General features: G+C 33.3%; 18 protein-coding genes. 9 read left to right on the plus strand and 9 right to left on the minus strand.

The window, feature by feature from the left end:
- Nucleotides 1-12: 12 nt before the first annotated feature.
- Nucleotides 13-2262: a type IX secretion system anionic LPS delivery protein PorZ gene (gene porZ / locus OQ292_RS08255; RefSeq protein WP_284685584.1), complete on the minus strand. Its 2250-nt coding sequence runs from the start codon at nt 2260-2262 to the stop codon at nt 13-15.
- 73 nt (nt 2263-2335) lie between these two features.
- Here porZ and OQ292_RS08260 point away from each other — a divergent pair, with 73 nt between their 5' ends.
- Nucleotides 2336-3160: an ion transporter gene (locus OQ292_RS08260; protein WP_284685585.1), complete on the plus strand. Its 825-nt coding sequence runs from the start codon at nt 2336-2338 to the stop codon at nt 3158-3160.
- A gap of 95 nt (nt 3161-3255) precedes the next feature.
- Nucleotides 3256-4077, plus strand: coding sequence for an inositol monophosphatase family protein (locus OQ292_RS08265; protein ID WP_284685586.1), 822 nt, complete (start codon nt 3256-3258; stop codon nt 4075-4077).
- A gap of 7 nt (nt 4078-4084) precedes the next feature.
- Here OQ292_RS08265 and OQ292_RS08270 read toward each other — a convergent pair whose 3' ends face one another.
- Together OQ292_RS08270 and OQ292_RS08275 are read right to left on the minus strand one after the other, a co-directional pair.
- Nucleotides 4085-5203, minus strand: a complete 1119-nt coding sequence (locus OQ292_RS08270; RefSeq protein ID WP_284685587.1) for an aminotransferase class I/II-fold pyridoxal phosphate-dependent enzyme — start codon at nt 5201-5203, stop codon at nt 4085-4087.
- Nucleotides 5204-5245: 42 nt separating this feature from the next.
- Nucleotides 5246-6172: a Ppx/GppA phosphatase family protein gene (locus OQ292_RS08275; RefSeq protein WP_284685588.1), complete on the minus strand. Its 927-nt coding sequence runs from the start codon at nt 6170-6172 to the stop codon at nt 5246-5248.
- Between the two features lie 344 nt (nt 6173-6516).
- Here OQ292_RS08275 and OQ292_RS08280 point away from each other — a divergent pair, with 344 nt between their 5' ends.
- Genes OQ292_RS08280 through OQ292_RS08290 form a run of 3 tightly spaced genes read left to right on the plus strand, consistent with a single transcriptional unit; the run spans nt 6517 to nt 8748 of the window.
- Nucleotides 6517-7059 (plus strand): RNA polymerase sigma factor, encoded by a 543-nt coding sequence (locus OQ292_RS08280; RefSeq protein WP_284685589.1) that lies wholly within the window; start codon nt 6517-6519, stop codon nt 7057-7059.
- A gap of 18 nt (nt 7060-7077) precedes the next feature.
- Entirely contained in the window at nt 7078-7758 is a 681-nt protein-coding gene (locus tag OQ292_RS08285; protein ID WP_284685590.1) for a hypothetical protein, read from the plus strand.
- Nucleotides 7759-7764: 6 nt separating this feature from the next.
- Entirely contained in the window at nt 7765-8748 is a 984-nt protein-coding gene (locus tag OQ292_RS08290; protein ID WP_284685591.1) for a porin family protein, read from the plus strand.
- A gap of 18 nt (nt 8749-8766) precedes the next feature.
- Here OQ292_RS08290 and OQ292_RS08295 read toward each other — a convergent pair whose 3' ends face one another.
- Nucleotides 8767-9159, minus strand: coding sequence for a hypothetical protein (locus tag OQ292_RS08295; RefSeq protein WP_284685592.1), 393 nt, complete (start codon nt 9157-9159; stop codon nt 8767-8769).
- Between the two features lie 636 nt (nt 9160-9795).
- On the opposite strand from OQ292_RS08295, the gene htpG reads away from it, so the two are divergent.
- Nucleotides 9796-11610 (plus strand): molecular chaperone HtpG, encoded by a 1815-nt coding sequence (htpG, locus tag OQ292_RS08300; RefSeq protein WP_284685593.1) that lies wholly within the window; start codon nt 9796-9798, stop codon nt 11608-11610.
- Nucleotides 11611-11669: 59 nt separating this feature from the next.
- Here htpG and OQ292_RS08305 read toward each other — a convergent pair whose 3' ends face one another.
- The 4 genes from OQ292_RS08305 to OQ292_RS08320 form a co-directional block, all read right to left on the minus strand.
- A complete protein-coding gene (locus tag OQ292_RS08305; RefSeq protein ID WP_284685594.1) occupies nt 11670-12488 on the minus strand; it encodes an alpha/beta fold hydrolase in 819 nt (272 codons plus the stop codon).
- 73 nt (nt 12489-12561) lie between these two features.
- Nucleotides 12562-13734, minus strand: coding sequence for an acetyl-CoA C-acyltransferase (locus tag OQ292_RS08310; RefSeq protein WP_284685595.1), 1173 nt, complete (start codon nt 13732-13734; stop codon nt 12562-12564).
- Nucleotides 13735-13797: 63 nt separating this feature from the next.
- A complete protein-coding gene (locus tag OQ292_RS08315) occupies nt 13798-16203 on the minus strand; it encodes a 3-hydroxyacyl-CoA dehydrogenase/enoyl-CoA hydratase family protein (protein WP_284685596.1) in 2406 nt (801 codons plus the stop codon).
- 81 nt (nt 16204-16284) lie between these two features.
- A complete protein-coding gene (locus OQ292_RS08320) occupies nt 16285-16773 on the minus strand; it encodes a MarR family winged helix-turn-helix transcriptional regulator (protein ID WP_284685597.1) in 489 nt (162 codons plus the stop codon).
- Between the two features lie 652 nt (nt 16774-17425).
- On the opposite strand from OQ292_RS08320, the gene OQ292_RS08325 reads away from it, so the two are divergent.
- Nucleotides 17426-19153 carry a hypothetical protein gene (locus OQ292_RS08325; protein ID WP_284685598.1) on the plus strand — a complete coding sequence of 576 codons (1728 nt, stop codon included), beginning with the start codon at nt 17426-17428 and terminating at the stop codon, nt 19151-19153.
- A 77-nt stretch (nt 19154-19230) separates the two neighbouring features.
- A complete protein-coding gene (locus OQ292_RS08330) occupies nt 19231-19896 on the plus strand; it encodes a hypothetical protein (protein ID WP_284685599.1) in 666 nt (221 codons plus the stop codon).
- 13 nt (nt 19897-19909) lie between these two features.
- On the opposite strand, the gene OQ292_RS08335 is transcribed toward OQ292_RS08330, so the two are convergent.
- The gene (locus OQ292_RS08335; protein ID WP_284685600.1) at nt 19910-21751 is read right to left on the minus strand and encodes an ABC transporter ATP-binding protein; all 1842 of its coding nucleotides are present in this window, start codon (nt 21749-21751) and stop codon (nt 19910-19912) included.
- Nucleotides 21752-21987: 236 nt separating this feature from the next.
- On the opposite strand from OQ292_RS08335, the gene OQ292_RS08340 reads away from it, so the two are divergent.
- Nucleotides 21988-22317, plus strand: coding sequence for a hypothetical protein (locus OQ292_RS08340; protein WP_284685601.1), 330 nt, complete (start codon nt 21988-21990; stop codon nt 22315-22317).
- Nucleotides 22318-22322: the final 5 nt, after the last annotated feature.

A 22322-nucleotide genomic window follows, 5' to 3' on the forward strand; every position in this document is an offset into this window, starting at 1 on the left:
TTAATAATTAGCCTACTCGATTACTGCAATTTTTCCTTGAAACACATCCTCTCCAGACTCTGAAGCTACATATACCAAATAAATTCCTGTCTTCGCTTTTTCACCATTGTAATTTCGAGCATCCCAAGTAGCTGTACCGCCATTTGCTACTGTATCCCAAATAAGTTTTCCACTTATATCTGTGATTTTCACACTTGCATTGTATGTTAAGCCACTAATACTGATGTATCCATCAAAGTCTTCTCTTACTGGGTTAGGAAATATTTTTGCCTGATCGTAATTAAGGCTAGCCTCTGTGGCAAAACCTCTGAAAGATAGTAAGCCTTCATCTGTTGCAATAAACACTTCTCCTGTTTCATCTTCTATGGCAACATCCAAAATGTTTGAGGAAAACAATGGACTGTTATCTTCATCATAAAACTCAACTAGTTCTGTACCATCTTCATTAAATAGCCACAATCCACTTTTTGTACCAAACCACTTTCTATTGGCACCATCTATAGCTATAGAGGTTACTTCATAATCATTTAAAAGCAGATAACTTTCATAAACAGGAGTTGCTGATACTGTTTCCTGCTTGATGTTATCTACACTCGTTGCAAAAAACTCAATAACACCTTCGGCAGTGCCAATCCAAACTTGGCTTTCTTTATCATTAGCCATTGAAAGCACTTCTGAATTAGGTAATGGATTTATGGCACTATTTGCATTAAGATAAGCATAGTTTCCTGTTTCATCCATTACAATAAGCCCTGTTGATAACTTGATCCAGACATTACCAAAATCATCAGAAATTATTCCTAAAGGATACCTACCTACATTTTCTGAAACTGAAAAAGAATTCCATTGCCCCTCATCTAATAAAAATACTGAAGGACTTGAAGAGCTTACTCCATATACAGTTACCCAAAGCTTACCATTTGCATCAATTGAAACTCCTGAAATTTCTCCTTGAAAACCCGAAGCCAAAAACGGTGTATTTTGAAGCTTTACGATACTATCTGTAACTAAATCCCATTGTAAAATATCATTGCCAAATGAGGCTAAGTACAGTTTATCATCATTAAAATTATAGGTAGTACTATAAAGGTCTGTTACATTAGGCAAAAGCGTAGCATTCAAATTTTCATCAGCACTATATATTTTCCAGCCCTCATCAGTAAATTCTGAAAAACTACCTAAATTATTTAGAGGGTTATAGGAGCTCTCATTAAATGCTAATTGGAAAGCTAAAATTCTATTTCCAGCATCACTTAGTATTGAAACTTCAGCCTCACCAATTCCAGCAGGACTAATGCTATTTACCGCATTATCTGCCATTTGTAGTAAACCATTGCTATTATCTGCTATATATAAATTGCCTTGTTCATCTTCTGTCACCTCTTGTGGATTCAACAATAAATCAGTTTCAATTACCACGATGTTTCCTTCCGTATCTATTTGATAAATCTTGCCTTCTACACTCAGAAATAAATATTCTTCTGTACTACTTAAACTGTTATAAGATAAGTTTTGGGCAACTTCTAATTGCATAGCTTCTGACTGATTATACTCATATAACCCTTCATCTTCTACAGTAAAATATATTTTGCCATTAAATGCCTCAATTTGCTGTATATCGAGTTGATAATCAGAAAAAATATTATTCCAATTTGTATAGTCTAGTCTGTTTGCATTCTCAGATAAAGACGCTGAAATCACACCTTCTGCTGTTGCCAAATAAATACTATCTCCACTTATTGCGCCATCAAAAACCTCTATCTCTTCACCGGCATCTCCTAGCTCTGCATAAGTTTCTTTTATTTCTTCCTTTTCTAAATCATATACAGCTACACCAAATGCTGTACAGATATAAGCATATTGTCCACTAACAAATAGATTATTTATGCTTTTATCTCTAAAATCAGAATTAAGAATTAGCCTTACATTAATAATTTCATCCTCAGCAAATAAGTCTATATTTCCATTTACATAGCCTATCATTAGTATATTATAATTTGTCGAATAAGCCAGTGCAGCCACAGATGCATCACTTAAGTCATTCAATTTGGAATAAACTTCTACATCATTATATTCTATATTGTAACTAAATAAGCCTTGCCCTGAAGCACAATAGATAATATTTTCTGCTTTTTCTACAAGCTTAGCATCCAGATATGAAGTATGACTCCTCCATGTACCCAGAGGTATATCATTTTGTGGATAAACTTTTAGTGAAAAGAAGATGATTATTAGCAGCAGGAAGGAAGAATTTTTTATCATAAAAAAATATTTCTATAATTTTCAATCATCATTAGTTCTGAACAATCTAAATTAATTCAAAATTTCACATCCGATGAATAAAAATGAAACAGAATTAAGTAAGTGGAGAAGCAAAGTTCATGAAATAATTTTTGAAGCTGATACCTTCTGGGGAAAAACTTTTGACGTTGCTTTAATACTTATTATAATTTTTAGCGTTATTATCGTTTCATTAGAGAGTGTTACTTCCATAAGAGTAAAATACGGAGGCACACTCAAAGTTCTCGAATGGATTTTTACTTTTTTATTTACTTTAGAATACATTGCCCGAGTTTTTTCAGTATTAAAGCCAAGTAGATACATTTTTAGCTTTTTCGGAATTGTAGATTTGTTATCGATTATACCAACTTATTTAAGTTTATTTATTGTAGGAGCTCATTCTTTACTAGTTATAAGAACATTACGATTAGTAAGGATTTTCAGGATATTTAAGTTGGTACATTTCATAGGTGAAGCCAAACAACTCGTAACCGCACTAAGAGCTAGTGGTAGAAAAATCACAGTATTTCTGGTAACCGTACTTTGTATTACAGTAATTATGGGTACAATTATGTATCTGGTAGAAGGGGAAGAAAACGGATTTACAAGTATTCCAATAAGTATATACTGGGCAATAGTTACACTTACTACTGTGGGTTATGGAGACATCGCTCCTTCTACAGTAATGGGACAAAGTATTGCAGCTTTTATTATGATAATGGGTTATGGTATTCTTGCTGTACCCACTGGCATCGTTTCGGTTGAATTGGCAAAGACAAATCCTGATTTACAAATGACAACTCAGGCTTGTCCAAACTGCAGTGCTGAAGGTCATGATTATGATGCTAAATTTTGCAAAAAGTGTGGTAGTGAACTGTAAACCAGTAATTTATAGAAATTACATGCTATTTTTTTAGTATATTCAATATAATTATTTTTTAATCTTAGACATCTCTCCTAACAAATTAGTAGGCCATGCAAAGTTACTATAAGAGTCTTGCCAAATTTCTTGATAACCTTTCAAGTGATGTTTCAAAACTGATGTTGGAACAATTCGAAAGCGAGCACGAATTAAAAAAACTTCCGAGTGGAAAAGTGATCAGTGAAGTTGATACTGAAGTAAATCTGCTGATCAACCAAAGAATTGCAGAAAACTATCCTTACTACATGTTTATTTCTGAACAATCGAAACACAAAGAAATAGTAAGACATGAGAGTTATTTCATTATTGATGAAATCTGTGGTTCTGAACTATACGTTAATAAAAAAAGCGGATTTAGTTTTAGAGGAGCATTCTTTGACCCTAAAGATGGATTAATTACTAGTGTTGTAAGCTATCCTAAAAAAGATTTTTACCTCAGTATGACTTTAGATGAACCAATTAAATTAACCAAAGGAGGTAACACTAAAGAATTACCCAAAATACAAATTAAAAAAACTGAGGATTTAGTATATGGATACCCTGATGCAGGAGATGAAATGCAATATTTGAAACTCCTAAAATCTATTGGTATTCCAGACGAACACATCAAAAAAGAAACTGATTCTCGCTTATACAGCATACTTACCGGCAAATACGACATCGCCATTGTAATGGAACCATCGATTCCAGAATGGGAATGGACTGCTGAAAAAGCCATTCTTAATGAGCTCGGTTATGCTTTTACATATTTAACTGGAGAAAACTTTTCTTTTGGTCAAAAGCCAAGTGAAGAAAACCCAGGCTACTTAATATGCCCAGCATATTGTAAAGATGAAATTGTGAGTAAAATGCGCTTTTTCGTGAATAACTTATAAAAGCGAATTAGTTAAATTTTTCATTCAGATATTTTCGAAATACCGCTATGGCTTCAGGAAAATTTTTCCTGCCATAGCCTATTCGAAAGTAATTATCAGGATAGCCGTAGCAGGAACCTGGCAACAGTAGTAAACCATAATCTTCTGCTATTTTACGATAGTTTACTTTTTCGGCTACATCTTCGCTAAATTTTGGAAAGGCAATTACTCCTGCTTTGGGCTTATTCCAACTTAATATCGAAGAAAATTCGGTAAACAACTCCTTTATTAAATCTAGATTTTTTAAAGCAATCTGCTTATTTCTCCCAATAAGTTTATCAGTGTTTTTTAGTGCAATTTCTGCTAAAAACTCAGAAGGTGCCGAATTACAAATCGTAGTGTAATCCTTATAACACTTTAGCTGTTCCATTATATCCTGATTTTTACAGGCAATCCAACCAATACGCAAACCTGCCAACCCAAAAGATTTAGACAAAACTCCTAATGAAACCGCTTTATCATACAACTCACAAGCTGGTGTAAGCCTGTCTGCTTCATCGTATTCAAATAATCTATACACTTCATCAGAAAACAATAAAAGATCATTCCTCTTGGCGATAGAAACAATCTGTTGATACTTTTCTATTGTTGGCAAATAACCAGTCGGGTTATTAGGGAAGTTAATTACAATCGCTTTAGTTTTACTATCAATTAGGTTTTCTAATTCATTAATGTCTAGCTCCCAAGCATTGTCCTTATCCATATTCCATTGTTTAATTTCAACACCTTCACTTTTTGCCACTTCAAACAAAGATTGATAACAAGGAGCCTGAACAATAATATTTTCACCATGCTTAAGCATGGTACGCATAAAAATGTATATGGCTTCTTCTGCACCACTAAATGTTAATACATCATTAGCTTTAATGCTTGTGTATAAGCTAGCTATTCTATTTAAAAGGCTGGGCGCACCTTGCGATTCTGTATAACCTAACCACACATTTTCGAGCTTTTCCAAGCTTTCATTTTCAAATTGTAATAAGTCTTTTATAGATATAGATTCACAATCTGAGGAGCACAAAAGATATGGCACATTAAACTCGTACTCGGCAAAAAACCTTTCGAGTATAAAAGGAGAAATATTCATTAAATAAACTATTTATCTTCTTATTTATAAGTGATGTTGGGACTAATTGACTTCATTCAGCTTTTCCCACAGCAAACCATCTTTTAAAGCCGCAGTAGTAATTCTGATTTTATCGAATGCAAAATTTTCGAGCAAATAACTTACAATACAAGAAGCTACTACAATCATATCGGCTCTTTCTTCTAACATACCAGGAATAGCAATTCTTTCTTCTAGGTTTTTACTAATAATTTCTTCGTGAATAGCCAAATAAGACCCTATACTCATCGGATAATCTGGAATAGAGATTTTATCTAATGTTCCTTCTTGTAAACAATGAATGGTTTTAATAGTGCTAAAAGTACCTGCACAACCAATAATAGTTTTAGGTTTTAATACTAGTATTTGTTCCAAAACTTCATCTAGTACATCTTCTAAATAAGCATTTAAATGTGAAATAGAATTTACACTAATGGGGTCATCGTTATGAAATTTATCGTAAAGTCTTTGTGCACCAATTTCAAAACTTTTTTTCCAAAGTATATCTACATTATCTGCAAGAATAAACTCAACACTTCCACCTCCAATATCTAGAATTAGCGATGGTGTTTTACTAAGGTTTAAAGCCGTTTTTACACCTGTATAAATCAATCGAGCTTCTTCTTCACCATCAATAGTAGTTACTGTAATACCCAACTCATTATAGATTTTTTCTACCAGTTCAGCACCATTTTTTGCAGAGCGCATGGCACTGGTTGCTGTAGCAGTAATATCAATTACATTAAACCTTTCTGCTTCTTTTTTTAGCTCGATTAATGTTTTCATCATTCTCTCTATCGCATCATCTGTAATTAGGCCTTTACTGATACCATCTTTGCCAATTTTTACAAAAATCCTGTTTTGGTAAACTACTCTCAGACCATCGTCTTTTAATTCACCTACAATCAGGTTAAATGTATTTGTTCCCATATCAATAATTGCTAATCTCATGGCACTAACAGAGTTTTAATGTTTGATAATTATGCGATAAGTAAGAAAGTATTAAACTTATAAGCATACTTGCTTTCAACTTTCTTTATTCAATTATAATCAATAAAGCTTAAAATTAGTGATGGTATTAACTTTATAAGTTTGAGTAAAACACAATTATGGCTATACGTTTTTACTCACATCTAATAAGAAATTAATATTTTTTTTAATTCTTCAGGCAACCCTTCTTAAAGTACTTACATCTTAGCTCCAAACCCTTAAAAATTATATAACTTTCTAATGTAATTCAGAGCTGAAAGTATAAATATAAATTTGGCATTAGATAATTAGCTGAATAACCAGTATTGAGAGTATTTGATGAACATACAGTAATTGAAGGCTGCAAAAAGAATGAGCATTCTTCGCAGCAAAAGCTCTATCAGCGATATGCAGATAGTATGCTTGGTCTGTGCATCAGATATTTAAAAAACAGAGATATAGCCGAAGAAGTAATGATTGCGGGGTTTATGAAGATATTCGAGAAGATTGACACATTTAGATGTGAAGGTAGTTTTGAAGGTTGGCTAAAAAGAATAATGGTGAATGAGTGCTTGATGTATCTGAGAAAAAACAGCAAAAATAATTTCAGTAGAGATATTGAAGAAGTTTACGGTGAAATAGAGCCAATAAAAGCAGATACAAGTTTAGAAGCTAAAGAATTATTAGAGATGGTTCATCAATTACCCGCTGGCTATAGAACAGTATTTAACATGTACGCCATCGAAGGTTATAACCATCAAGAAATTGCCAAAGAACTAAATATTAGCGAAGGCACATCAAAATCTCAGCTTAGTAAAGCGAGAAAGTATTTACAAGGTCTTATTAAAAAATATGAGAAAATAAGCTAAAGAGCATGAAATTATAGTATGTCAGATAATTATCAACATATCGATTCTATTTTTAAAGAGAAGCTAGGAGACTACAAAGAAAAGCCTTCGGCTGCTGCTTGGGATAAGCTTGACAAACACCTAAAGTCAAATGATAACAACAATAAAGGCGGCAAAAACCATTGGGGCAAGTACGGACTTTTCAGCATCATTGTCTTATCATTTCTTTTTGTTTTTTCTGGTCATTCTACGGTTGAAAATACACCACCAGATAATAAAGAAATAATAGAAGTTAAGCCTTCTATAAAACAACCTCTAGAAATTGAAGAAGATAAACCTGAATCTATTATTGAAAGTGAAAAAACAGAACTTGAAGATACATTAGAAGAAACCAAGTCAACCGAAAATATAGTCAATACAAATAATCAAACTTCTCTAAAAAATACTACTGTTAATATTCAGAATCAGCAAGCTGAATTATCAGGTACTAATAAAGAAATTGAAAATAGTGAACTTGAAATACCAGAAGAAATCACCTTAGAAAAGAAAGGTCTAACAAAGATCGAAAAAAAGAAGGCTAAGGGAAAAGGTGTAAAAGTTGAAATTACACTTACGCCATCTGATAACACTAGGCAAGAAGCTGCTCCACAGCAAAAAAATCCTATTAAAACTTTATTTAGAAAACTTCGGAAATACACTAGCGAAGAGAATCAAAACTAAAAGTATATGAAAAAGCATATCATTTACCTATGGGTTTTACTTATGGGATTAAGCATTAATGTATTTGCTCAGCAAAGTTCTGTTACGGCAGACACGGTAATAATAAATTTCGGTAGAAATGGCAGTAAGATGATTTTCTACTTGCAAAATACGGAGGATGTAAATGATCTAGAAAACATCAATTTCGAAGAGCTAATGGCAAATGTAGCTACCTATGTAGACTCTGCTCATTATAACGAATCGGGTTATCTAGAAGTAAATGACGATATGGCACAATACAAAGTAGAAATGCCTTGGAAAGACGATAAGGAGGAGGACAGGCTTACTTTTGTAAGAAGACCAGATACATTTATCAGCATTGAGAAAAAAGATAAAGAATCGTGGAAAAGAAGAACCCACCAATACATGAACTTCGATTTGGGACTAAGTGGCTATTTTGACAATGGCAGCATTCCGCAAAATACCAATTATGAAACCAGACCATGGGGTTCTCGCTACATATCGGTAAACCTAATGTCTAGAACTAGGCTGAGTAAGCAAACCAAAAAAGCATTCTATTTTAAATGTGGAATGAGCTTCTCTTGGACAAACTTTATGTTTGAAAATAATGTGCAGTTAGTAAAAACTGGAGATGAGATTGCCTTTGAAGAGTCTATGATTAATCTTGAAAAATCTAAACTCACGGTATCTTATGTAAACTTGCCAGTAATGTTTCAATATTATGTAAAAAACAAGTTTAAGATTAGTGCTGGTGCTTATGCTGGTTACAGACTTGGCAGTTACACCAAAATTAAATATAACGATGAAGGAGATTCGCAGAAAGATCACGATCGAGGCAATTACAATCTAGAACCATTTAGATATGGTGTAAGAGGTGAGATTGGTTGGGGCTGGTTTACGTTGTTTGCCAACTACGATTTAAATCCATTATTCAGGAAAAACGATACAGTTCCAGAGTTACATGCATTCAATTTTGGAATAAGGCTATAGAAAACTATAGCCTTTCTATTACGGAAATGTATCTAGAATAACATCTACATTTCTTACAGGAAACTCCTTGCCACTGCCCGCCTGTACAACACCTGATTTTCTAATTAAAGCTGCCTGCTTTAAGTTTTCAGGGTCAATTACACTTTGCTTTAGTTTATTAAGTAGTATTTCTTCTTCTATTGAGGCTCTTTTCTGCTCAGTAAGATTATACCATCTTACTTGTTTAAGCCCATAAGTAACACTTTGAGTTTTTTCTTCTATTACAACTACTTTGTCTTTTTCGCCAAAAAGCTCTTTGATAAAACTCGGTTTAATTATTTTCTTATAGGTAAGTATTGCTCCAAAGCTGATGCTGAAATGTAAGTCGGTCGCTTTATCAGATAAATACTGATATTCGGTGCAATACCTCATATCAATTAAATTAATATAAGGAAGCATATAGTTATGTATAGATTATTGATAGATAATTAAGCTAGTAAAAGATGAACTGTGCCCAGCTGTAGGAAAATGATTGGTTATTTTGAAGTGTTTTGTATTTAATTTTAGAACAAATTGTATAGTAGTATATGTTTACATACGTAAGAAAAATTACATGGTTCTGGGTAGATTAGTTTTTTAGAACCAATTAACTAAAATTAAATATTACAACCTTTTATTGCTAACAAATGGCTTCAATGGAAACTTACCGTCCTGGAATGAATAAACATCAAAAAATAATTAAGAGAGAGCTTAAACTACTAGCTATATTTCTAGCGGTATTATTAAGCATCAATATTCTTCCAGGAATTTTTGGATTTAATCAGCAAAGCACTTTTTATAAAAAATATTATACTAATGTTTTACCAATTAGTATCACAGAATTATTACTGACTTTTTTTCTGTTAAGACTCATATACGTCATTACCAAGTATTACTTAAAGCTAAAAAAATAAGCTTTCTGATATTATCTGTCATTATAAACTGACAAAATTGCAGTTTGCCACCTATGGAATAGTATTCGTTTAGATTTAGAAAAATTAAAAGTACAGCATATAAAATCTAAAAAAAATGGAAGAGAAAGGCACCATTTCGGTAAATACCGAGAATATTTTCCCGATAATTAAAAAGTTCCTATACTCAGATCATGATATTTTCTTAAGAGAATTAGTTTCCAATGCAGTAGATGCTACGCAAAAACTTCAAAAATTAGCATCAATTGGAGAATACTCAGGAGAAGTTGGTGAAACTAAAGTAAAAGTTGTACTCGACGAAAAAGAAAATACCATTACCATTAGCGATAGAGGTATTGGTATGACTGGCGAAGAAATTAAAAAATACATCAACCAAATTGCTTTTTCTGGTGCAACTGAGTTTGTTGAGAAGTTTAAAGGTATAGACGATGCTAACCAAATAATCGGTAAATTCGGTCTTGGTTTTTACTCAGCCTTTATGGTGGCAGATAAGGTAGATATCATTACAAAATCTTATAAAGATGATACAGAAGCTGCAAAATGGTCATGTACTGGTTCTACAGATTTTGAAATTACTTCTGCTGAAAAAACTGACAGAGGTACAGATATAGTACTTCATGTAAATGAAGAATCTAAAGAATATCTTGAGAAGTTTAAGCTTAAGCAAATTCTTGACAGATATTGTAAATTCTTACCAATCGAAATCGAATACGATGGTGATATCCTCAATACTACTTCTCCAATCTGGACAAAAAGTCCGAGTGACTTAGAAGACAAAGATTATCTTGAGTTTTACAAGAGTCTTTATCCAATGTCAGAAGATCCAATGTTTTGGATTCACCTGAATGTAGATTATCCATTCAACTTGACGGGTGTTCTTTACTTCCCGAAAGTGAAAAATGATATTACCCTTCATAAAGATAAAATTCAGCTTTATTCAAGACAGGTATTTATTACTGATGAAGTAAAAGAAATTGTACCTGAGTTCTTAATGCTGATGCATGGTGTAATTGACTCACCAGATATTCCGCTTAACGTTTCAAGAAGTTACTTACAGTCTGACAGTAATGTTAAGAAAATCAATAACTACATTACTAAAAAAGTTGCTGATAAACTGATTGAGTTATTCAAAGACGATAGAGACGGTTACGAGAAGAAATGGGAAAGCATAGGTCTGTTTGTTAAATATGGAATGCTTTCAGACGAGAAATTCTACGACAGAGCTAAGGGAATTGGTTTATTAAAAAACCTAGATGGAAAGCTTTTCACATTTGATGAGTATTTAGAGCACATCGCTGGTAACCAAACAGATAAAGACGGAAATAAAGTAATTATCTATACCAACGATAGAGGAAAGCAAGATGCTTATATCCAAGCTGCGCTTAAAAAAGACTACGATATTGTAGAGTTCGATAATGTTATCGACAATCACTTTATCGGTACTTTAGAGCAAAAGCTTGAAAAAGTTTCTATCAAACGTGTTGATGCTGATGTAGCTAACAAATTGATTGATAAGGGCGAAGCTCTAGAATCAGTTTTAAGCAAAGACGAAGAAGCTAAAATTAAAGAAATATATAAAAGCGCTATTGGTGACGATAAATTAGAGCCAGAAGTAACTGCAATGTCTGCTGAAGAAATGCCAGTTACAATTACACTTCCTGAATTTATGAGAAGAATGCAGGAAATGGCCGAGTTACAAGGTATGATGGGCGGCGGAATGTTCCCAAGCAGCCAAACTGTAACCATCAATGGTAACCACCCGATTACAGCAAAAATCTTAGCTGAATCTGATGAAACAAAACAAAAAGAAATCGCTAAACAAGCTTACGATTTGGCATTACTATCAAATGGTAAATTGACTGGTGCTGCACTTACTGCTTTTGTAAACAGAAGTGTAGGTATGATTTCTTAAAGAAATTTGAGCAAATAGTAATATCCGGGGCTTTACAGAATATTTCTGTAAAGCCTTTTTTATGAATGAAAGGAATGAGATTTAAAGATATCTTCGAAGCGATTATTTAAATCTACATCGATTAATAAGTGACCTCTGTTTAACCAGATTACTTCGCAAGTTGATAAACCTACACTAAAAACTTCTGCTACTTCTGGCAAAATCACTTCATCTCTTTTACCCAGAAACAAAGTCACTTTTATTTTTTCAGCATTGATGATAGATTTTACTTTTTCTAAATCGGGCTTAAAAGTTCTGATAGAATCTGCTACCATAAAAAAACGGGTTCTTTGCTCTGCTGTACTGAAATGATTTTTAGTAAAGTCGAATAGAAACTTAGTGAGCAAACCCGATCGATATGCCATAGTAGCTATTTTAAAAAATAACTTAGGTCGCTTCATTAATGACTTAAATAGTCGAATAAACACTTCTGGCAAGTTATGAATATCGTATAACCTGTGAGTTTTTATCCCATCTGGAGCTAAAAGAAAAAGTTGATCTATTTGTTGAGAAAACCTTACCAACATATTCAAGGCTACTTTCCCTCCCATGCTATAACCTAATAATGAAAACTTGTCTTTGCCTGAAATGCTTAATATTTCTTGGATGATGTTTACTATGTCATCTTTTGAAAATAATCCCTCATTCCATTGAGATTCTCCATGATAAGGAAAGCTAAGTGCCCAAACCTCAAACTCTTTTTCTAATGCAGGAAAGATAGGTTCAAACAAAGCAGCCTTATCTCCAAAACCATGAAATAGGATTAATAACTTATCCTTCTTTGCTGATTTTCGATATTCTATCAGTGAGTTTTTATATGAAAGGAAGCCTTTTTCCATGCAGCATACTTAATTGAAAAAAAAATACCTGAAACAAAATGCCTCAGGTATCTTTTAGAAAGTTTATATAATCTTAGTTCAAGAACTCATAAATACCTGCAACTCCTTGGCCACCTCCGACACAAGCTGTTACCATTCCGTATTTCTGCTTTCTTCTCCTCATTTCGTTGAATAACTGCACCGAAAGTTTGGCTCCCGTACAACCTAATGGGTGACCTAATGCAATAGCTCCACCATTTACATTCACTATTGATGGATCAAGCTCAAGCTGTTTAATTACCGCTAATGACTGAGCTGCAAAAGCTTCGTTTAATTCTATTTGATCTATATCTGAAAGATTTAAACCTGCTTGCTTTAATGCTTTTGGCACTGCTTCAACTGGTCCAATACCCATAATTCTTGGGTTTACACCAGCCACTTGGTAAGACATCATTCTTGCAATTGGTTTCAGATTTAACTCATTCACCATTTTTTCAGACATCACCATTACAAAAGCAGCTCCATCAGATGTTTGTGAAGAATTACCAGCAGTTACCTGTCCATTCATTCTGAAAGCAGGTCTTAGTTTACCTAATACATCCATACTTGTATCAGCTCTTGGCCCTTCATCTGTATCTACAACATAAGATCTAGTTTTCTTAACACCATTGCTCAAATAAGTCTCATTCACTGTTATTGGAACAATGTCATCTTTAAACCTTCCATTCTTAATGGCATCAATTGCTTTTTGATGAGAGTTGTAAGAAAACTCATCTGCCTGCTCTCTGGTAATATCGTATTCTTTGGCAACCTCTTCGGCTGTTAATCCCATACTCAAGTAATACTCTGGATTAGACTCTGCAATGTTCCAGTTTAAAGCAGGTTTGTAACCTAACATTGGTACCATAGACATAGACTCAGCACCACCAGCTATAATACAGTCTGCCATTCCTGAATTTACCTTAGCACTTGCCAATGCAATTGCTTCTACACCTGAACCACAATACCTATTAATAATAAAACCGGGAACTTCCATTGGTAATGAAAGTAGAGAAATCATTCTTCCCATTTGCATTCCTTGCTCTGCTTCTGGAATAGCACAACCCACAATCAGGTCATTTACTCTTTTAGCATCAAAACCCGGAACAGATTTCACCAAATGCTTAATTACATCGGCTGCGAGATCATCAGGTCTAGTAAACCGAAAACCTCCTTTTTTAGCTTTTCCTACGGCTGTTCTATAGCCAGCTACTATATATGCATCCATAATATTTTTTCTGTTTTAGTTGAATATTGTTTTTTGAAAAGTGGAATTGAAAACCAATGAATCTTAGTTTCTTAGTGGTTTTCCTTTAAAAAGAATGCTCTGAATTCTTTCCAATGTTTTCTGTTCTCCACATAAGCTTAAAAAAGCTTCTCTCTCCAAGTCGAGAAGATATTGCTCAGAAACCAAAGTTGGTTCTGAAAGGTCTCCTCCGTTCATCACATAAGAAAGTTTTCTAGCAATTTTCGCATCGTGTTCTGAAGCATAATTTCCATAAAGCATTCCTGCTATACCTGCTTCAAAAGTTGCTATTCCTCCTTTTCCTAAAACTTTAATATCAGTTCTTTCAACAGGCTTTGTATAACCTGCATCAGCCAATTTAATAGCTTGTGCTTTTGCATCTGCAATTAGACGGGCTCTGTTTAGCGATATCGCATCAGTTTCTATTAGATAACCAAGCTCTCTGCCTTCTTCTGCTGAAGTTGCCACTTTTGCTGTAGCAATATTCATAAAATATTCTTGCAATTGGTTAATTTCTGGGTCACCCGGCTTATATGTGCTAGATGCTCTCAGAGTCATCTCTTTGGTTCCGCCACCTGCCGGAATTAAACCTACTCCAAATTCCACTAAACCAATATAGGTCTCGGCATGCGCTTGAATATGGTCGCAATGTAAAGAAATCTCACAACCACCGCCTAAAGCTAAACCTGCTGGTGCAGCAACAACCGGCACAGATGAGAATCTGGTTCGCATCATGGTATTCTGGAACTGAGCAATCATGAGGTTGATTTCATCCCACTCTTGATCACCTGCAAACATAAATAACATAGCTAAGTTAGCTCCTGCTGAGAACTGAGGTGCCTCATTACCAATTACTAAACCTTTAAAGTTTTCTTCTGCTTTGGTAATGGCTGTATTGATACCCTCAATCACTTCAGCACCCATCGAGTTCATCTTGGTATGGAATTCTAAACCTAAAATTCCATCACCTAAATCAAATAGTGTAGAACCACTATTACCCCAAACTTTATTAGATTTTCTTAAAGTATCTAGATAAATGAAAGACTCAGTACCTGGTACTACTTTATATGTCTTACTTTCAATATCGTAGTATTTCTTCTGGCCGTTTTCTACACTGTAAAAACTTTCTTTACCACTTTCGAGCATATCGTAAACCCACTGTGCTGGCTTTTGCCCTGCTGCTTCCATTTTAAGTACAGTATCTTTTGCACCTAAAATATCCCATGTTTCAAACGGGCCATAATCCCAGCCAAAACCTGCAGAAACAGCTTGATCAATTTTATAAAGATCGTCTGCAATCTCAGGGATTCTCATGGTACAATACCTGAAAGTATCGTATAAAGATTTTCTTAGAAACTCTCCTGCTTTATCTTGCGCATTTACAACAAACTTAATTCTAGCCGGAGTTTCTTCTATCGCTTTTGCCTTTTCTAATGAAGGGAATTTGGCTTTGGTTCTTGGTACATATTCGTAGGTTTTAAAATCAAGCTCAAGAATTTCTCTTTCCCCTTTCTCATTTCTTGTTTTCTTGAAATACCCCTGACCTGTTTTATCTCCGAGCCATTTTCTATCAGACAATTCTTTTACAATACCCGGTAGTTTAAAGGTATCTTTAGATTCATCATCAGAAAGGATTGCTCTTAGATTGCTCGCTACGTTTACAGTAGTATCAAGACCAACTACATCCATTGTTCTGAAAGTAGCAGACTTAGGACGACCAATAAGCGGACCTGTTAGCCTGTCAACTTCCCCAACAGTTAGTCCCATCTCCTCTATAATGTGCATTGCTGACATAATCGCATACACCCCGATTCTGTTAGCGATAAATGCAGGAGTATCTTTACAAAGTACAGTTTCTTTACCCAGATATAAGTCACCATAAAGCATTAAGAAATCCAATACATCTTGTTTAGTTTCTGGACCGGGGATAATTTCCAGTAATCTTAGGTAACGTGGTGGGTTAAAAAAGTGAGTACCACAAAAATGCTTTTTAAAATCATCGCTTCTACCTTCACACATTAAATGCATTGGTATACCAGAAGTATTCGATGTTATTAAAGTGCCTGGTTTTCTATATTTCTCAACCTGATCAAAAACTATTTTTTTGATTTCTAATTTCTCTACAACAACTTCTAAAATCCAATCATAATCGGCAATTTTAGACATATCGTCATCGAAATTACCTGTACTTATTAATGTGGCTGATTTGCTGCTATATAATGGGGCGGGCTTAGATTTTATAGCAAACTGAAGTGCATCATTTACAATTCTATTTTTTACTGCTGCATCTGTTAGTGACAATCCTTTTGCTTTTTCCTTGTCGTTTAACTCTTTGGGAGCAATATCGAGTAACAAAACCTGCACACCTATATTTGCAAAGTGGCATGCAATTCTGGAACCCATAACACCTGAACCCAATACAGCAACTTTTTTTACTGTTCTATTTTTCATATTTCTTGTTGTTAGAGGTTGGTTGTATTAAAATTCCTGTTAATTAAAGTTTGTCTTTAGCTTTTATAGTCTTAGTATATTCTATTTAACTTTTGTATTTCCTAGTATTTCTTCTTCTGCCTCACTTTCATCCAGATTCTCAATAACATAATGTATTTTTTCTATTACTTTAAAAAACACTTCAAACTCATTCTGATTCACTTGCTCACTCAATTTTCTATTAAAGTACTTTACTGTCTGCCTTGCGAGTTCTCTTTTTTTCTTGCCTTCTTCTGTTAAAAAGATTATTACCTTGCGTTTATCTGTGGCGTCAGCTTTTCTGTAAATAAGTCCCTTTTCTTCAATTGACTTAAGCATCCTAGTTAAACTACGTGCTTCCATACCTAATAAAGGAGCAATTTTAGTAGCTGGTGTTCCCACTTCTCTATCTATATTCAATAAAACAAATCCTGAAGAATGTGTTATATCGAAATCAGCTCCTACATAATTGTACATTTTAGAAATTGCCAGCCATGCCGCTTTAATGCTAAAATCTACTGATCTTTTCTTTTTTTGCTGATTATCTGTCATTGCTTAAAGGTTATTTTAACGCTGGGATTAAAACAAAAATAGCAAAAAATATTATGCATGCATAATATTTTTTGCTATTTAAAAATCTTATTTATTGTAAAGAAATATCAAAAAATGTTAAAGGTTTTCTTGCCGACGTGAAAGTTATTCTTGAAAAAAGAAAAAAATCAAAACATTTTATCATGTAATACGGTATTTAAAATGACATACACAGTTAATTTACATGTTACAAATCAAAATAAATCTTACTTAAGTAACATTTTAAACGAAAAGAGAATAGTTATTGCTTTTATTGATGCATTAGTATGGAAATGAAGTATTTTTTGTGCTGAAGCTATAGATATAACAAGAAAATGTGAGATAATAAGTTTTTTATTTCTCTTTTTTTGTATAAATTGAGAAAAATATTACTTCACAGAATATAAGCAAATTTCAAGTAATCTTAAGCTAAGTGCAATTTCGAACTTCTCATGTTATTGCAGTTTTTTCCATTGCATAAGTTATTTTTTCCAAAATCTTATGTAAGAAAAACATATAAACTTTACTAGTTTCATAACTATCGCCTTTTTGCTATTCAATGCGCAATCGAATAGATTAGCGTTGTATAGACGACTACCACGAACCATTTATAAAACAATTAGACCAAACAATAATGAGTATTAAGCCTATACTCATCTGTAATCCAGATGAAGACTTACTTATCGATTCCCAACACTTTGAAATTGTTGATAACCCAAACGTTTACAACAGACTCCGTAATAGCGGTCAGCTAGCCAAATCTGAAAAGGTCATTATTGTTGCTGAATTAAATTGGGAAGAAAAAAAACTAAGCAGTTTTCAAGGTTTTGACTTGATTAAAGACATAAGACTAAATCTGCAAAGCAGAAATCCCATTTTAGTTTTATCACATTTACCCTTCAATACTTTTGATTTTGAATTAAAGAATTTTACTACTGGTAATGTTCGATTCTTTAGAGATCCTTCTATTAGCTTTTCTACATTAATTGATTTTGAGTGTACTCCTTTTCAAAATTTAGGAAAATGTTTTAGAGAAGGCTTAGAGGATGAACTACATACTTTTTTATGCGAAAGATTATATTCAGATACTGGATATATCGATGAAGAATCACTAGAACTTCATGATGAAATCTATTCTTCAAATACTGATCAATTAGGAATAGATATTATCAACAAGTATTTCAATAAGGTGATTAATACTTTTCCTGAAAGGGAAACAGATGTTTACAAAATTAGAACTGAGTTTTATAGCAACATTGAAACCTTTCCGAAATTTAGTAACCAGGAAGTGTTAAGACACATACCTAAACTGAAGGAAAAAATCAATGATATTCTACCAGAAGAAGAAGTTAGTACTCCTCAAAGCAATAGTCTTAACAATGACATCCGGTTTGGAGAAGTACTTTATGTAGATAGCAATGACAGGTTCGGAAACATCGTAAAAGAAAAATTAAACAGCTTTGGCATTACAAGCAGATTAGCTTATGATGTTAATGAAGCTATTGATATATTAAAGCACGATTCTAAAAACAAAATAACTGTTCTTGTTTGCGACAACAGGTTCTTTAATAAAGAAAAAATTTACAATAGAAAGCAATCATTCCATATATCTAAAGAGCTTGCAGCTTTACCTAATATTGTGAATGTAATTACTCTCTGTGGCTTAAGCACAAGAAAGCTGGCATCTTCTGCCATGCAACATAAAAGAATGGTAATCCCTATGCTTAAAAAAGATGTATTTGACACACCTTGGGGCTTAGATAGTTTCTGCAACACAGTTAAACAACTTAATGTAGAAGCAGTTTCTGTTATAGAAAAACCATCTTCTTTTTCTGGTGATCACCAATACTTGTACAAAGTACATAGAGAGGCAAAGGATTACGAACAATTTGAAGAAGATATTTCTTCTACAGCATTTTATTTCGTGAAAAAGATTGTTGAAAATGGTTCGATCCCAAAATACCTTTTACCGAATATAAGTGGTCGTTTGGGTACTAAAAATCACGAAAGAAATCTGGAAAACTTTAGAAATATACTACTTGCTAGAAGATTTATTTTAGGCTTGTGTCAGCTACCAATTAGTACTGTTATGAGATTTGAAGATTATAACAGCAATGTAAAGGTAGACAGAAAAGACTGGTGGTATATTATGTACAATGCATTAAAGAATGGAGAGTTGAAGTTGAATTTAGATGACATTGATGAACCAGAGTTAAACATGGCTTTTAATCGTAGTTTAAAGATGTCTTTAAAGCGTAACTACAACTGGCAGGTAAGTAAGAACTATGCATTAACTATAGAAGAAAAAAACTGGCTTAGCAAAGAGGCAATCAACTTTGCTGAAATCCAAATAAGTGAATAAAAACTAAATAACTTATAATCAGAATATAAGTAGACCACAGTTTGCTTATATTCTGATGTATAAATTACCAACTAAATATGCAACAAACAGACATTGTTTTATTTTCTTATTCATCTAACAGCATTAGTCTACCATTTTTTAAAGATTTTGGTTTTACGTCAACTATATCGCATAAAAGCCTAGATTTTCTATTTCCTTTTGACGACCTCGATAATCATTCACAAGCCGTTCAATGTGATATATTATTTCTAGAAGAAAATGCTACTGTAACAGATGCGGTAATTAATACCATTGAACAAGCCGATAATATTTATCTCATTTTCAATAATGATAGCGAGCATATAAAAAACAGACTTCAAAAAATTTCTAAAGGAAAGATTTTTAGAAATATACTTTCTAAAGAGCTTGACAAAGAAGTGTGTATTGCTTTGATAGAACAAATGGCTCAAGCTTATAAAAACAGAGACAAAGGAAATTATCATAATTCTTTAAAGCAACTAAAATCTCTGTTTACAGAAAATGTAATTCTTGAAGTCAAGCTACAACTCTTAAAAGCTAGTTCTAATAAAGATCAGATAAAAACCCTTCTCAGTACTTGTAAAGACACTGAAAAAGTGATTCTGAGTAAGATTATTGAAAAAGAAGAAATTAAAGAATTACTCCAAACCCTATCGGGAAACGAGCTTACAGAAATAGAAGCACTTAAAAAAGTTAGGAGTAAATTATATAATGAAATATGCTAAGTCTACCTATCTTTTAGATGGTAGACTGTAGCTCGTTTAATTTTCTGTATACACCTTCATTTATAGTCATAAGCGATTCATGATTCCCCTTCTCGATTATCTCTCCATCTTTAATTACCAGAATTTTATCGGCATGCTGAATGGTACTCAATCTATGGGCAATAATGATAGAAGTTCTATTTTTTAACAGGTTTGTAAGTGCATCTTGCACTAATTTTTCAGATTCTGTATCTAATGCAGAAGTTGCTTCATCAAGAATTAAGATATCTGGGTTTTTAAGGACTGCTCTAGCAATGCTAATTCGTTGCCTTTGTCCACCTGAAAGCTTGAGTCCTCTATCTCCAATAAATGTATCGTAACCATTTTCTGCTTGCATAATAAAATCATGTGCATTGGCAATTTTTGCAGCCTGAATTACTTCTTCTCTAGTCGCTTCAGTTTTAGCAAATGAAATGTTGTTGGCAATGGTATCATTAAACAAGATGGACTCTTGGGTAACAATACCCATATGATCTCTCACAGACTTAATATTAGCCTCTGTAAGAGAAATACCATCCATACTAATAATTCCTTTGATAGGATCATAAAACCTCGGGATAAGGTCTGCAATGGTGGATTTACCACCACCCGATGGGCCGACTAAAGCGATAGTTTTTCCTTTTTCAAGTTTAAAGTTAATTCCTTTTAAAACTTCCTTTTCACCATCATAAGTAAAAGACACATCTTTAAACTCAATCTCACTATTGAATTTATCAATTTTAACAGCTTGAGCCTTATCCGTGATCATCGGCTTTTGATCTATAATATGCAATACTCTTTTTCCTGCTTCCAATCCTCGTTGAATTGAACTGATAGCAGAAGAGATCAATCGCATTGGAATTAATATCTGAGAAAGTAAAACAATATAAGTTATAAACTCAGCTGGTTCGAGTGAAGACTGCTCTTTTAAAACCAAAGTTCCTCCATAAAATAAAATACCTGCAACCATACCTACACCAACAAATTCTGAAAGTGGAGATGCAATTTCTCTTTTAAGAGACATAGATCGCAATGTATGTGCATAAGCCTTGTTTTGTTGCTCAAATTTATTGTTGATATAGTTTTCTGCATTAAAGCCTTTTATCACCTTAAAAGCGCCTAAAGCCTCATCTATCGTGCTTAGCATATCTCCTAGAATAATCTGAACTTCAGAAGCTTGCTTCTTTAATTTTCTAATAAGTTTAGAAAAAGCTACACCCGCAGTTGGTAAAACTAATATTGTGAATAAAGTGAGCTCAGTAGACATCATAAAAAGCAAGAAGAAATAACCAATAATGGTTGCCGGCTCTCTAAAAACCACTGAAATCGTATTAACAATAGAGTTTTCAACTTCTTGAATATCACTAGTCATTCTAGATGCTAGATCACCTTTTTTATTCTCTGCAAAAAAGCCACTATGCATGTCAGATACTTTTTCGAAGATAGATTTTCTCAAGTTCAAGATTAGCCTTGCTCTCATAAAGGCCATTACTCTCGTAGCAAAATACCTAAAAAAGCCCTTAAGCAAGTTGGTAATCATAATGAGAATACACACAAACTCAAGCGCAGCAATTTTACCATATTCATCTACAATAGAAATAAAATGGTAATTGAATTTATCTTTTACATAAGAAATGGTAGGCTCAAAACTAGGATTACTAACAACCTCTTTAACATTATCGCCATCGACTGTTCCAAATAAAACCTCAAGTAGGGGAATTAAAAGACTAAAATTTAATAAACCGAATATGATAGCTAAAGAAGCAAATATGATATAGCTGGTTAATGAAAAAGCTAATGGGTATGCGTAGGAAAGTAAGCGAATGTAAATCTTCATAATTTGAACACTGTATTACTACAGAATTTTTCTAATATGGTTATTCGTGCAAATGTAAAAACAATCCTGTTATTTAATCTTACTGAATGGTAAATGCATTATATTACAGAATAATTTCATCTGATAAATATTCTCACAATATTTAGCTTAATTCCCAAATTTTACACAAGCGGTTAACAAGTATGGTTATATTTCTATAAATTAGACATATTAGATACAATCAATAAAATTTAAAGATGGGACCCGAAATAGTTTTTATAGCCATTACTGCCATTATTTCAGGCACAATTGTCAAACTAAGAAGAATGCAGCTTGAAAAAAATATGGGATATATAGGTCAAGAAGATCATGGCCGTTTTTCTAAAAGACAATCAAGAAGACAAAACAATACTCAGCTAGAGGAAGTCAATAAAAGACTTGAAAATCTCGAAACAATTGTAGCTGGTGGCGATTTCAATGGTTTACCAGAATACGATTCTAATCAGGATTTAAAGGAGCAAATCAGTATTTTATCCCGCAGAATTTCTGAATTAGAGCAAGAGAAGTACCGTAACGACCCGTATTAATATAA

The organism is Chondrinema litorale (assembly GCF_026250525.1).
Taxonomy (GTDB): Bacteria; Bacteroidota; Bacteroidia; order Cytophagales; family Flammeovirgaceae; genus Chondrinema; species Chondrinema litorale.

Excerpts from the sequence above, each read along its gene's own strand:
- porZ (WP_284685584.1), bottom strand. The coding sequence starts at position 2,262 with ATGATAAAAAATTCTTCCTTCCTGCTGCTAATAATCATCTTCTTTTCA.
- OQ292_RS08260 (WP_284685585.1), top strand. The coding sequence starts at position 2,336 with ATGAATAAAAATGAAACAGAATTAAGTAAGTGGAGAAGCAAAGTTCAT.
- OQ292_RS08265 (WP_284685586.1), top strand. The coding sequence starts at position 3,256 with ATGCAAAGTTACTATAAGAGTCTTGCCAAATTTCTTGATAACCTTTCA.
- OQ292_RS08270 (WP_284685587.1), bottom strand. The coding sequence starts at position 5,203 with ATGAATATTTCTCCTTTTATACTCGAAAGGTTTTTTGCCGAGTACGAG.
- OQ292_RS08275 (WP_284685588.1), bottom strand. The coding sequence starts at position 6,172 with ATGAGATTAGCAATTATTGATATGGGAACAAATACATTTAACCTGATT.
- OQ292_RS08285 (WP_284685590.1), top strand. The coding sequence starts at position 7,078 with ATGTCAGATAATTATCAACATATCGATTCTATTTTTAAAGAGAAGCTA.
- OQ292_RS08290 (WP_284685591.1), top strand. The coding sequence starts at position 7,765 with ATGAAAAAGCATATCATTTACCTATGGGTTTTACTTATGGGATTAAGC.
- OQ292_RS08295 (WP_284685592.1), bottom strand. The coding sequence starts at position 9,159 with ATGAGGTATTGCACCGAATATCAGTATTTATCTGATAAAGCGACCGAC.
- htpG (WP_284685593.1), top strand. The coding sequence starts at position 9,796 with ATGGAAGAGAAAGGCACCATTTCGGTAAATACCGAGAATATTTTCCCG.
- OQ292_RS08305 (WP_284685594.1), bottom strand. The coding sequence starts at position 12,488 with ATGGAAAAAGGCTTCCTTTCATATAAAAACTCACTGATAGAATATCGA.
- OQ292_RS08310 (WP_284685595.1), bottom strand. The coding sequence starts at position 13,734 with ATGGATGCATATATAGTAGCTGGCTATAGAACAGCCGTAGGAAAAGCT.
- OQ292_RS08315 (WP_284685596.1), bottom strand. The coding sequence starts at position 16,203 with ATGAAAAATAGAACAGTAAAAAAAGTTGCTGTATTGGGTTCAGGTGTT.
- OQ292_RS08320 (WP_284685597.1), bottom strand. The coding sequence starts at position 16,773 with ATGACAGATAATCAGCAAAAAAAGAAAAGATCAGTAGATTTTAGCATT.
- OQ292_RS08325 (WP_284685598.1), top strand. The coding sequence starts at position 17,426 with ATGAGTATTAAGCCTATACTCATCTGTAATCCAGATGAAGACTTACTT.
- OQ292_RS08330 (WP_284685599.1), top strand. The coding sequence starts at position 19,231 with ATGCAACAAACAGACATTGTTTTATTTTCTTATTCATCTAACAGCATT.
- OQ292_RS08335 (WP_284685600.1), bottom strand. The coding sequence starts at position 21,751 with ATGAAGATTTACATTCGCTTACTTTCCTACGCATACCCATTAGCTTTT.
- OQ292_RS08340 (WP_284685601.1), top strand. The coding sequence starts at position 21,988 with ATGGGACCCGAAATAGTTTTTATAGCCATTACTGCCATTATTTCAGGC.